This window comes from Pseudarthrobacter sp. SORGH_AS 212 (genome assembly GCF_030818145.1).
GTDB lineage: Bacteria > Actinomycetota > Actinomycetes > Actinomycetales > Micrococcaceae > Arthrobacter.
In genome coordinates this window covers 2,721,925-2,733,683 of record NZ_JAUTAA010000001.1, presented here as the reverse complement: position 1 = coordinate 2,733,683, position 11,759 = coordinate 2,721,925, and the positions used below count along the sequence as shown (strand labels likewise).

At 62.7% G+C, this 11,759-nt stretch carries 11 protein-coding genes; 4 read left to right on the top strand and 7 right to left on the bottom strand.

Annotated elements, in window-relative coordinates; translation table 11 throughout:
• Window positions 1-44: 44 nt before the first annotated feature.
• Window positions 45-197 (bottom strand): hypothetical protein, encoded by a 153-nt coding sequence (locus QE394_RS12410; protein WP_015938498.1) that lies wholly within the window; start codon window positions 195-197, stop codon window positions 45-47.
• A 206-nt stretch (window positions 198-403) separates the two neighbouring features.
• On the opposite strand from QE394_RS12410, the gene QE394_RS12405 reads away from it, so the two are divergent.
• Window positions 404-1,228: an alpha/beta hydrolase gene (locus QE394_RS12405; RefSeq protein WP_349034658.1), complete on the top strand. Its 825-nt coding sequence runs from the start codon at window positions 404-406 to the stop codon at window positions 1,226-1,228.
• 23 nt (window positions 1,229-1,251) lie between these two features.
• Here QE394_RS12405 and QE394_RS12400 read toward each other — a convergent pair whose 3' ends face one another.
• From QE394_RS12400 to QE394_RS12380, 5 genes are all read right to left on the bottom strand, one after another.
• A complete protein-coding gene (locus tag QE394_RS12400; protein ID WP_349035406.1) occupies window positions 1,252-2,406 on the bottom strand; it encodes an enoyl-ACP reductase in 1,155 nt (384 codons plus the stop codon).
• A gap of 154 nt (window positions 2,407-2,560) precedes the next feature.
• Window positions 2,561-3,520: a carbohydrate kinase gene (locus QE394_RS12395; RefSeq protein ID WP_349034657.1), complete on the bottom strand. Its 960-nt coding sequence runs from the start codon at window positions 3,518-3,520 to the stop codon at window positions 2,561-2,563.
• A gap of 104 nt (window positions 3,521-3,624) precedes the next feature.
• Complete coding sequence (locus QE394_RS12390; RefSeq protein ID WP_056077930.1) at window positions 3,625-4,419, bottom strand: ATP-binding cassette domain-containing protein; 795 nt, start codon at window positions 4,417-4,419, stop codon at window positions 3,625-3,627.
• The gene (locus QE394_RS12385) at window positions 4,416-5,462 is read right to left on the bottom strand and encodes an ABC transporter permease (RefSeq protein ID WP_056077933.1); all 1,047 of its coding nucleotides are present in this window, start codon (window positions 5,460-5,462) and stop codon (window positions 4,416-4,418) included. The genes QE394_RS12390 and QE394_RS12385 overlap by 4 nt, the downstream gene beginning before the upstream one ends.
• Before the next feature lie 111 nt (window positions 5,463-5,573).
• On the bottom strand, window positions 5,574-6,692 hold the full coding sequence (locus QE394_RS12380; RefSeq protein WP_349034656.1) for a substrate-binding domain-containing protein: 1,119 nt from the start codon (window positions 6,690-6,692) through the stop codon (window positions 5,574-5,576).
• 165 nt (window positions 6,693-6,857) lie between these two features.
• On the opposite strand from QE394_RS12380, the gene QE394_RS12375 reads away from it, so the two are divergent.
• The 3 genes from QE394_RS12375 (at window position 6,858) to QE394_RS12365 (ending at window position 11,085) form a co-directional block, all read left to right on the top strand.
• Window positions 6,858-7,856 carry a LacI family DNA-binding transcriptional regulator gene (locus QE394_RS12375; RefSeq protein WP_056077938.1) on the top strand — a complete coding sequence of 333 codons (999 nt, stop codon included), beginning with the start codon at window positions 6,858-6,860 and terminating at the stop codon, window positions 7,854-7,856.
• 53 nt (window positions 7,857-7,909) lie between these two features.
• A complete protein-coding gene (locus QE394_RS12370) occupies window positions 7,910-8,203 on the top strand; it encodes an antibiotic biosynthesis monooxygenase (RefSeq protein WP_268155864.1) in 294 nt (97 codons plus the stop codon).
• Window positions 8,204-8,463: 260 nt separating this feature from the next.
• Window positions 8,464-11,085, top strand: a complete 2,622-nt coding sequence (locus QE394_RS12365) for a GH32 C-terminal domain-containing protein (RefSeq protein WP_349034655.1) — start codon at window positions 8,464-8,466, stop codon at window positions 11,083-11,085.
• Window positions 11,086-11,204: 119 nt separating this feature from the next.
• Here QE394_RS12365 and QE394_RS12360 read toward each other — a convergent pair whose 3' ends face one another.
• Complete coding sequence (locus tag QE394_RS12360) at window positions 11,205-11,618, bottom strand: ester cyclase (protein ID WP_056077946.1); 414 nt, start codon at window positions 11,616-11,618, stop codon at window positions 11,205-11,207.
• Window positions 11,619-11,759: the final 141 nt, after the last annotated feature.

Genomic DNA, 11,759 nt, shown 5'->3' with positions numbered 1-11,759 from the left:
TGGGCACCCGCCGTCGTCCGCTTCTTTAGCTCTGACGCTTCAGGTCAGGCGTGAGTTTTCCGTTTCAGCCAGCCCCATACGGCCGTGGCGACGAACAGGACCAGGCCGATGATGGCCAGCCACAGCAGTCCCTTCACCACGAATCCGAGAACGGAGAGGACAAGCCAGATAATAAGCAATGTGATGATAATTCCCATACGGGAAGCTTAGGCCCTCTGAGCTGCGGAAACGGGCACCAACTCACACCTTGAAGTACTTGGCCTCTGGGTGGTGGAACCGCGTCAGTACGTAATGGGTTGGATCGAAACAGCCTTGAAGGTCATAGTGGGAGGATCCTTAGGATTCGTTGTTTCCCGTGGACAGTCTGGGATTGGACGCCGCCCGACGAAGGGTCAGTGAGAATGTGATCGAAGCAGCTGCTGCGGTAATTGGCCGGAACAACGTGACCATATCCGGGCGGGATGATGGGCCCGTGATGATGTTTGCCCACGGTTTTGGCTGCGATCAGGCGATGTGGCGGAAGCTGCTGCCCTATTTCGCTGATGATTACCGGCTGGTGCTTTTCGACCATGTGGGTGCAGGACACTCGGATATCAGCGCCTATGACTGGGAGAAGTACGGGTCCCTCAACGGGTACGCGTCGGACCTGCTGGAGATCTGCGCCGCCCTTGAGCTGGAGGACGTCATCCTGGTGGGCCACAGTGTCAGCACGATGATCGCCGTGTCCGCCGCCGTGCAGGACCCCAACCGTTTCTCCCACCTGGTCCTGCTTGCTCCTTCACCCCGTCATACGGATGACCCGTACGACGGTTACGTGGGCGGGTTCTCACGGGAAGACATCGAGGGCCTGCTGGCATCCCTGGACAGCAACTATTTCGCCTGGGCCGCAGCCTTGGCGCCCATCGTCATGGGCAACCCGCAGGAGCCGGACTTGGCGGAGGACCTGCGGGCCAGTTTCTGCCGGACAGATCCGACCATCGCACGGCATTTCGCCGGGGTAACCTTTTTCTCCGATACCCGGCCTGAACTGAGAAAGGTGCGCACCAGCTGCCTGATTCTGCAGTGCTCCGAGGATCGGCTTGCCCCGCCGGAAGTGGGCGCCTACCTGCACAAGAATCTGGAACACAGCACCCTGGTGCAGCTTCAGGCCACCGGGCACTGCCCCCACCTCAGCGCTCCGGAGGAAACGGCCCGGGCGATTCTGCAGTACCTCGACACCCGCTCGTGACAGGCGAGCTGCAGGACCCGGGTTCAGGCCAGTTTGGTTACCTGGTAGGTGTGGCCGGCGGCACGGAGCCGCTGTATGAGCACGTTGCCGAGTGCAGTGGCCGGTGTCAGCGACCCTTTAGCGGCGGGCAGCCTGTCACCGTCGAGGGCAAGAGCAAGTGCACTCTCTCCTGCCATCACGGCGGTGGCGGCATAGCCGGGATCACCGGGGCCAGCAGCAATGGCCTGGTGGCGCTGGCCGGATTCGGTCCGGGCGGTCACCTGCGAGTGGAACCAGCCCGCGCGCTGCGTGCCGGTGCTCGGACCCGCACCTGGTGCCGGAAGAAAGCGGTCGAGCACTTTCCGGCTGGGTGGGAACGCCATCGCGCCCATGAATGACCGGAGCCCGAGTGCCATTGCCCTGGCGGTGACCGCTCCTGCCGGTCCGGGCGCCACCCCCATCACCTCGCCGTACTGAAGGGAGCGGCCGTAGGCCCAGTCCTGCAGTGCGTTGCTGCGGCGCACTATCCGGGTCTTGAACGGGGCCATGATGAAAGGCGCAGTCCAGGTGCCGTCATCGGAACGGTGCACGGGACCGGCGTCAGGCGGCTGTGGTGTCGTCGGTTCCCGTGTGCGGTCGGGGCTCAGGGCGTAGGGGTCCGCAGCCAGTGACCTCAGGGCGCTGTTTGATCGCATTGCGTCGAGCTGCCCGCGCATCGATTCGAGCGTGCCTCCGCTGATGCCGGCCTTGGCCGTCGCAACGAGCTGGACCTCGGCTAAACCGCCAGCGGCATCGGCTTCTGCCGCCTGATGAAGCAGCAGCACGGCGAGGTCGGACGGCACGGAGTCGTAGCCGCAGGAGTGCACTATCCGGGCCCCGTTCATCTTGGCCAGATCGTCGTAGCGGTCGATCGCCTCCCGGATGAAGGACACCTCACCGGCAAGGTCGGCGTAGTGGGTGCCGGCCCGGGCGCAAGCCTCGACGACGGGCAGTCCGTGTTTCGCGTATGGACCGACGGTGGTGAAGAGGACGCGTGTGGTCGCAGCCATGGCGGCGATTGAGTCCGCGTCCGCGGAGTCGGCTTCGATGAGGGCCCATCCGTGCGCCGCGGCCGGCAACTGCCGCCGAACCGCCTCGAGCCTGGACGTGGACCGGCCCGCGAGTCCGACCCTCATACCGGCCGGTGCATGCTCGGCGATGTAGGCGGCGATCAGTCAGCCAACGAAACCCGTCGCTCCGTAGAGAACGAGGTCATGTTCCCGAGATGAGGTGTCCATGACTGCAGCCTCTCACAGCGGCGTTGCTCTTACACCAGCGAAACCGTCGTGACGAGCCCTCGTTGATGGATGTGTTTCAGGCACCTGCGTACTGAGCGGGGGCGTTGGCTTCAACCGCAGCGTTTAGTTCCTCAAGGGTCGGCGGATTTGCTCCGGGGCGCTGCACGGTGATGGCCGCTGCTGCAGCTGCGGTGTGCCCAAGCTGCTCCAGGACAGCCGGGGCGAAGCCTTCGGTTCCCCGCGTCAGGAACCCGAGGATCAGGGCTGACATGTAGGAGTCGCCGGCGCCGATGGTGTCTGCGACTGTCGTTTTCACGGCAGGGATGCTGATGGTGGCGGCAGCTGTGGTGAATTGCGATCCTTCGGCGCCTTTAGTAATGACCGTCAACCGTGTGCCCAGTCCGAGGATGTGCGCTGCGGTTTCGTCCAGGCTTTTCCCGGGGTACAGCCACTGGGCATCCTCATCGCTGAGCTTGACCACGTCCGTGAAAGCAACGAGCTCTTCGAAAATGGCTTTCGCTTCCGAGTGACTTCCCAGCAGCGCCGGCCGGATGTTGGGGTCGTAGGTAATCATGCAGTGCCGGTGGGCCCGTTCCAGCAGGGATTTCACTGCGGTGGCACCCGGGCTCAGGAAAGTGGCGATGGATCCCGTGTGCAGGATTTTGGGGAAGTAGGCGGGCGGGGTGGGGGCCAGGTCCCAGGAGATGTCGAACTCGTACGTGGCGGAGCCGTCCGAAGCGAGGGTTGCTGTTGCCGACGGCGTCCGCGTGAGGGATTTTGAACCGGGCAGGAGTGTGACTCCCGCGCTGCGGAGATGGTCTTCGATGGCGGTCCCCCGGGCGTCCGGGGCGATGGCCGTGAGCAGACCTGTGGTGACGCCGAGGCGGCCGAGTCCGTAGGCGACGTTCGCCGGCGATCCGCCCGGGTGTTCCACCTGGCCATTTGAGGTTGTGACCACGTCGATCAACGCTTCGCCTACGACAGTAACGTCAAGTGTCGAGTGAATGTCCTGCCGGGCTGTTGTGAGGTAATCCATGGTCTGTCTCTCGTGTGGAGCTTATGGTGTGGGGCTGTTCAAGCGACGTCAGTCCGCGGACCGGTGATCTGGTCCGCGGACTGACGTCGGGGGCAATCAGTTGGTCAGGCGGTGGCTGCGCCGGTCATGATGGCCACTGCATCGGTCATATTGTGGGACTGCGGGGTGATGGTAGCCGCGCATTTACCGAGCCGCTGGATGTGGATCCGGTCTGCCACGTCGAACACGTGGGGCATGTTGTGGCTGATCAGGATGACGGGCAGGCCGCGGTCCCGGAGGTCCCGGACCAGCTGCAGGACCTGGTTGGATTCGCGCACGCCCAGCGCCGCCGTCGGCTCATCCAGCACGACAACCTTTGAACCGAACGCCGCTGCCCGGGCCACGGCAACGGCCTGGCGCTGGCCGCCGGAGAGGTTCTCCACAGGGACTGTGACGTCCTGGAGCGTGGAGATGCCCAGCCGCGTGAGCTCGTCCTTGGCTTTGCGGCGCATTCCCTTCGTGTCCAGGACGCGGAAGAGCTTGCCCAGCGGACCGGGGACCCGCTCTTCCCGGCCGAGGAACAGGTTCGACGCGACATCGAGTGCCGGCGAGACCGCCAGGTTCTGATAGACGGTTTCGATGCCGTGCACCCTGGCGTCCTGCGGCCGCTTGAAGTGCACCGGCTGGCCTGAGACGAAGAGCTCGCCGGAATCAGGAACTTCTGCTCCCGTGAGGCATTTGATCAGGGTTGATTTGCCTGCCCCGTTGTCGCCGATGACTGCCAGGACTTCGCCCGGATACAGGTCGAGGCTGACACCGTCCAGGCCAACAACGCGGCCGAAGGTCTTGACCAGGTTCCTCGCTGACAGGATGGGTTCGCGGGTCGCGGTGTGGGAGGCTGCTGATTCTGTCATGGTCATGACTTGACCTTTCGGATCCACTGGTCGATGGACACAGCGAGGATGATCAGGACACCGACGGCGAGGGTCTGGTACAGAACGTCCAGGCCTGCGAGGGAGAGTCCGTTGCGGAAGACGCCGACGATCAGGGCGCCGAGGAGTGTTCCCCAGACGGAGCCGCGGCCACCGAAGAGGCTGGTTCCGCCGATGACGACGGCGGTAATGGAGTCGAGGTTCAGGTCCACGCCGGCGTTGGGGCTGGCTGCGTTGGTGCGGCCGATCTGGATCCAGGCGCCGATGGCCAGGACGGCCCCGGCGGCGAGGTAGACACTCATGAGGACTTTGTTCACGGCGATGCCGGCCAGGCGGGCGGCTTCCTTGTCATCGCCCACGGCGTAGACGTGCCGGCCCCAGGCGGTCTTGCCGAGGATGAAGGCGATGGCGATGTAGAGCAGGAGCATCACGACGACGCCGGTGGAGATCCTGACGCCGCCCACCGGGAAGGTGGTTCCGGTCCAGGTCAGCAGGCCCGGCATTGCCGAGCCACGCACTGTAGCCCCGTTGGAGTACAGCAGTGTCAGGGCGATGAAGATGTTCAGGGTACCGAGGGTGACGATGAACGGCGGGAGCCGGAACCTGGTGACCAGGAATCCGTTCACCGCTCCGGCGGCGAGTCCCACCACCAGGCCCGCGAACAGGGCAACTGGCGCGGGGAGTCCGTTGTTGACGGCGAGCTGGGCCACCACCATGGAGGACAGGATCATCACGGCTCCGACGGACAGGTCAATCCCGGCCGTGAGGATGATGAGTGTCTGGGCAATGGCCAGGGTGCCGACGACCGAAACCTGCTGGGTAATCAGCGAGAGGTTTTCAACCCGCAGGAACCTGTCGTTGAGCAGGCCGAACACCACCACCGCGATGAGAAGTACGAGGGCCGGGCTGAGGGCGGGGTAGCGGTGGAGGATGTTGCGTATCCGGCTGAGCGGGGTCTGGCGGTCAAGGAATTCCTCCGCCAGGTCGGCATGCCCGGCGCTGGGCGGGCCGGCGGTCTGTTGCTGGGTCACGATGGGTCCTGATCTTCGATGATGGTTTGCTGACGCGTAGCTGACGCGGAAGTGGTGCACCGGGGAGGCCGGAGCGGAGCGCGGCCTCCCCGGGCGCATGGCTGCAGGGTTCTACTTACCCCAGCAGATCTCGGACGCTTCGGTGGTGGTGATGCTCTTGATGCCGTCGGCCGGCTTGTCAGTGACGAGTTCGACGCCGGTGTTGTAGAAGTCCAGGCCGGGCGAGTTGGCAGGCTTGTTACCGGTCTTGGCCAGGTCCACGATGGCCTTCACGCCCAGTTCGGCCATCTTGACCGGGTACTGCTGGGCGGTGGCACCGATAACGCCGGACTTCACGTTGTTCACGCCCGTGCAGCCGCCATCAACCGAAACCACGAGCACGTCCTTCTCCTTGCCGGCTGACTTCAGTGCCTCGAAGGCGCCGGCGGCGGCGGGTTCGTTGATGGTGTAGACAACGTTGACATTCGGGTTCTTGGCGAGGAGGGTTTCCATCGCCGTGCGTCCGCCGTCCTCGGCGCCCTGGGAGGCCTGGCTGCCGACGATTTCGTACTCTCCGCCCTTGCCACCGGTGTACTTGCCGTTCTTGGCCTCGTCACCGTTCTTCTTCTTGTCAGCGGTGTCGATGCCCAACCCGGTCAGGAAGCCCTGGTCCCGGTTGTAGTCCACCGAGACGACTTTGTCGTCGAAGAGGTCCAGCAGCGCGATGGTGGCCTTCTTGCCGTCCAACTGCGCGGCAGTCCACTTACCGATCAGCTCGCCGGCGGCGAAGTTGTCCGTCGCGAACGTGATGTCGGCGGCATCGGCGGGGTCCGGCGGAGTGTCCAGGGCGATGACGAACAGGCCTGCATCCTTCGCCTTCTTCAGGGCATCAACCACGGAAGGGCCGTTGGGCGTGATCAGGATCCCCTTATCCCCCTTGGAGATGGCGTTCTCGATCGCCTGGATCTGCGTTTCCTCATCGCCGTCGGCCTTGCCGGCTGCCAGCTTCAGGTCAACCCCGTCTGCTTCGGCGGCCTTCTTTGCACCGTCCTGCATGGAAACAAAGAACGGGTTGGTGGTGGTCTTCACGATCAGGGAGACGCCCACCTTCTCGTCAGTGGAACCTCCGCTGGCCGAGGGGCCACTGGAACTGCCGCCACAGGCAGAAAGACTGACCGCTCCCAACGTCAGGACCGCTCCTGCCGCGAACAGGCGGGTGGCCATTGAACGAGGTGCTTTGGAACTCAACATTGAATCTCCTGGTGTTTGAGGCCCTAGCTGGCCTCGACAACGATGTCATACAGAGGTAATCAGGATCACAGGTTAGAGTCAATAGGAAAAGAACGAGAAGGAGCGACTTTCTTGACAACGATGTCCGATCGTTACCAGCCACCCCTGTCTCCGACGCGACCCACGATGCGCCATGTAGCGGCACTCGCGGGCGTCGGAATCAAAACCGTTTCACGGGTAATCAACGACGAGGCCGGGGTCTCTGAGGCCACCCGGCAAAAGGTGCTCGATGCCATCGCCCAGCTCAACTACCAGCTGGACGTCACAGCCGGCAGCCTCCGCCGGGCTGGCAGGAGGACCCTCTCGGTTGGCCTCCTGCTGCCCAGCGTCTCGAACCCGTTCAGCGGTGAGATACACCGGGCCATGGAGGATGCGCTTGGCACCCGGGGAATAGCAGTTTTCGCCGCCAGCCTCGACGACGACCCTCAACGGGAGCAGGCCATCATCGCGGCCTTCCTGGGCAGGAGGGTGGACGGCCTTGTCCTGACGCCGATCGCAAAAAACCAGGCCTACATGATTCCTGAGCACTCCAGAAACCTGCCAATGGTCTTTATTGACCGTGAGCCGGTAGGCGTGGAGGCTGATGCCGTGGTCACTGACAACGCAGTGGGCGCGGGCAAAGCGGCCGCACATCTGCTGGCGCATGGGCACACCAAATTGGCCTACCTGGGCGACCGCACAGACATTCAAACCGCACGGGAGCGGCGGCGGGGCTTCCTCGAGGAGGTCGCCCGGGCAGGCCTTCCCACCTCCGCACTGCCCGTCGTTGACGAGCTTCATGATGAGGAAGCAGCGAGGCGGGCGGCCCTTGAACTATTGAATTCCGAGGATCCTCCGACGGCAATCTTCTCCAGCCAGAACCTCGTCACCTTCGGAACGATGCGCGCGCTGAAGGAGCTTGCCGCACACAAGCGTGTGGCACTTGTCGGCTTTGACGACTTCACGCTGGCAGACATGATGGACCCCGGGGTCACTGTCATCGCCCAACACCCCGAGCGGATTGGCGTCAAATCCGCTGAACGGCTTCTGGCGAGAATCGACGGCGACGAACAACCTGCGCAGACCTACGTTGTCCCCTCCGAGCTCATCCAGAGGGGCTCCGGCGAAATCCGCCCGCCGGCATAACCCCCTCCCCCAAACGAGATAGACCTCTGCAAATCCCCCTGAAGAGAGAGATCATGACCAAAACCCTGTATGCCGAATTCACCGTCAAAGCCGGCAGTGAGGCCCGCGTTGCCGAAATGATGGTCGAACTGACCCGGCACGTCCGCAACGAACCAGGCAACGAACTGTTCCTTCCCTACACCCGCGAAGAAAATCCGCGGGAATACTTCGTCTTCGAGGTCTACCGGGATGAAGCCGCATTCCAGGAGCACATCACCGCGGACTACGGAGCCAGGTTCAACGAGGAATTGGCCAGTCACATCGAAGGTGACGGCTCGGAGCTGACCTGGCTGAACCCGGTCCTATAACCAGTTGCAAACAGCGGCCAGAGGGTAGGCGCCACCGAGGGCCTTTCCCTTAGAGACCGCACCTTCGCACGCCTCAGCCCCCGTCCTGCGGACGCGGGGCCAGTCGTCGTTCCCTCATCCCGGCGGCCTGTTCATACGCGAAAAAACCGGTCGCAAAATGACCGTTGACTTGTCTGATGGACATCTTTTAGAGTCCATCGCACCGATTGACAACGTTGTCTACTGACTGGACACGCGCGATGAAGGGCGACACAAGCAACATGAAACAATCCACCATGCGGAGCACGCGCAGCGTCTCTGCACTGACACTGGCCAGCCTCTCGCTCGCCACTGCATTGGCCGGTGCCATGCCTGCGTCCGCCGCTGAACTTGGGGATGAGCAGCACCGGCCGGCGATCCATTACACGCCGGAGAAGAACTGGATGAACGACCCCAACGGGCTCGTTTTCTACAAGGGCGTCTACCACATGTACTACCAGCACAACCCCTCCGGTAACACCTGGGGGAACATGTCCTGGGGCCACGCCACATCCAAGGACCTGGTCCACTGGGAAGAGCAGCCGCTGGCCATCCCCACCGATGCCCAGGAGGATGTCTTCTCCGGCAGCATCGTCGTCGACAAAAACAACACGTCCGGTTTGGGCACTAAAAAGAATCCCCCGTTGATCGCGATCTACACCAGCGCCTACAAGGACCCGTCCCCGCACCGCGGCCTGCAGGCCCAATCCCTGGCCTACAGCCTTGACGACGGCCAGACCTGGACCAAGTACGACGGCAATCCGGTGCTGAGCCGGAACTCAGCCAACTTCCGTGACCCGAAGGTCTTCTGGTACGACAAGCCCGGCGGTGGCGGCTACTGGGTCATGACCGCCGTGGAATCGCAGGAGCACAAGGTTGTCCTCTACAAGTCCGACAACCTCAAGGACTGGACGGTGCTGAGCGAATTCGGGCCCGCCAACGCCACCGGCGGGCAGTGGGAATGCCCCGACCTGTTCCCCTTAGCTGTTGATGGCGACCCGAACAACGTCAAATGGGTCATGATAGTCAGCATCAACCCCGGCGGTGTCGCTGGAGGCTCCGCCGTCCAGTACTTCGTGGGCAACTTCGACGGCACCACATTCACCTCCGAAACCACCAAACCAGCCGTTGCCCCGCCGGCCGGCACCGTCCTGGCCGGATTCAACGACGGAACCTACAACAGCTGGACGGTGAACAACGAACCGGGCAACTGGAAGAACGGCCCCTTCGGTGACGCCCCGGCGACCGGTTCGATTTCCGGCCAGAGCCCCGTGACCGGATTCGGCGGCAGCGGACTGATCAACTCCTTCAATGACGGGGACTGGCCGCTCGGTTCCATGCAGTCGCCCACATTCACCGTCACCGACGACTACCTGAACTTCCTGGTGGGCGGCGGCAAGCACCCCCACGTCTCCGACAAGCTGGACAACAACCCGCCTGAAGGAGAGCTCAAGTTTGACGGCTTCGAAGTTCCTGACGGGACGACGCTGGCCGCAGCAGGCTGGACCGGAACAGGAGACCTGACGCCCAATTACCAGCCGGCCACCAGCGGCGGGGACTATTACATCGGCGCCAAACGGATCAACACGTTTGAAACCGGCACCGTACCCGGTGATGACCGCCAAGGCACCCTGACATCACCCGCGTTCCCCCTCACGAAGAACTTCATGAGCATGTTGGTGGGAGGCGGCAACCGCACCGCCGACTCCGGACAGACCCTGGCTGTCCAGCTGCTCATCAATGGCAACGTGGTCCGCTCCCTGGCCGGCGACAATGCCGGGTTGCTGAACTGGAAGGGCTGGGACGTCTCCGAATTCGCCGGGCAAAACGCCCAGCTGCGGATCGTTGACCAAGCTACCGGCGGGTGGGGACACCTCACCCTTGACCACGTCATGCTCACCGACACCGCAGCTGTGCCCAGGTCCGATGAAGAAACGGTGAACCTGGTAGTCGACGGACAGGTGGTGCGTACTGCCACCGGCAACGACAGTGAATCCCTTGACTGGGCATCATGGGACGTCAAGGAATTCGTTGGCCGGCAGGCACACATCAAGGTGGTCGACAACAACCGGTTCGGCTGGGGACACATACTCGCGGACGAATTCACTGCGAGCCCCACACCGGCGGCATCCCGCTTGGAGGCCTACGACTGGCTTGATTACGGACGGGACTACTACGCCGCCGTATCCTTCGCCAACATGCCCGACGACAAGCGGATCATGCTCGGCTGGATGAGCAACTGGGACTACGCAAACAACATCCCAACCAACCCCTGGCGCAGCGCCATGGCCCTTCCCCGCGAAGTAAAACTCACCCAAACCCCTGACGGCCCCCGCCTTACCCAAAGCGCCGTAAAGCAGGTGGAAAAACTGGGAGGGAATGCCGCCTACAAGGACAAGAAGGGCGGACCGATTTCCGCAGGAACGCACCCGCTGCCGGCACAGTCGGCAGGGCAGGTGCAGCAGGTGGACATCACCTTCGACCCCGGAACCGCAACAAAATCCGGCATCACCGTCCTCGGCGACGGAACCTCATCCACCGTCATCGGCTACGACGCCACAACCGGCAAGATGTTCGTTGACCGCAGGAACTCAGGCAACACAACATTCCACCAGGCGTTCGCCTCCATCGAGGACGCCCCGGTTACGCCGGACAAGAACGGCACCATCACCATGCGGATCTACCTCGACCGCTCCTCCGTGGAGGTGTTTGCCCAGAACGGCCTGAAGACCATCACCGACCAGGTGTTCCCCAACCCGGGAGCCGACAAGATGGCCCTCTTCGCTGAAGGCGGGACCGCCCAGCTCAAATCACTCACCGTGACATCGCTGGACAAGGCAATGTTCCTTCCCGAAAAGAAATAACCCACCGGTAGGGCCAGCTCCCCCGCGAGCTGGAGCTGAAGGGATTGGGTTCGGTATTAAACCGGGCCCAGTCCCTTCAGCTATATTCGCCAAGCAACCAAGGTCCTGATTCCCTACATCTAGGCGTCGATTGGCCGGATTTGCATCATCAGCCCGAAGAGGTCCGGGAGGCCGTGCTCCTCAGTGATTTGACCATTTGTGAATCGATAGACGTTCATCGCCTGCGCTTGGATTGGTTTGCCTGTTGCAGGTACGCCGAGGAAGTCCCCTTGGTGTGTGCCACGAAGGATGAATCGTGCGGCTACCGTGTTTCCTTCAATAATGGTTTCTTCCAGTGACCACTGGACGTCGGGAAACGCTTGCCGCATTATGCCGATTATTTTCAGGTAGCCGCTTGGACCCTGCACCGGCTCCGGCAGGAAGGGCACGTGGAACGTCGCCGACGGTGAAATGACCTCAACACCGATCTTTTCGTCGGCTGAATTGATGAATTCGACGAAACGATCCATGCGTTCACGGAGTTCTTCACTCATTTGCTTGCTTCCTTCACGTCTCAGTGCCTGACCGTACACCGTGGCTAGTGGCGGGTAGATGATGACTATTTCGCAGTCGGCCCAGCAGTTCCACGAGATCATCTTCCTGACTCATGCCAACAGCATTCGACAATCGGCCAT

Excerpts from the sequence above, each read along its gene's own strand:
- QE394_RS12410 (WP_015938498.1), bottom strand. The coding sequence starts at position 197 with ATGGGAATTATCATCACATTGCTTATTATCTGGCTTGTCCTCTCCGTT.
- QE394_RS12395 (WP_349034657.1), bottom strand. The coding sequence starts at position 3,520 with ATGGATTACCTCACAACAGCCCGGCAGGACATTCACTCGACACTTGAC.
- QE394_RS12390 (WP_056077930.1), bottom strand. The coding sequence starts at position 4,419 with ATGACCATGACAGAATCAGCAGCCTCCCACACCGCGACCCGCGAACCC.
- QE394_RS12380 (WP_349034656.1), bottom strand. The coding sequence starts at position 6,692 with ATGTTGAGTTCCAAAGCACCTCGTTCAATGGCCACCCGCCTGTTCGCG.
- QE394_RS12375 (WP_056077938.1), top strand. The coding sequence starts at position 6,858 with ATGCGCCATGTAGCGGCACTCGCGGGCGTCGGAATCAAAACCGTTTCA.
- QE394_RS12370 (WP_268155864.1), top strand. The coding sequence starts at position 7,910 with ATGACCAAAACCCTGTATGCCGAATTCACCGTCAAAGCCGGCAGTGAG.
- QE394_RS12365 (WP_349034655.1), top strand. The coding sequence starts at position 8,464 with ATGAAACAATCCACCATGCGGAGCACGCGCAGCGTCTCTGCACTGACA.
- QE394_RS12360 (WP_056077946.1), bottom strand. The coding sequence starts at position 11,618 with ATGAGTGAAGAACTCCGTGAACGCATGGATCGTTTCGTCGAATTCATC.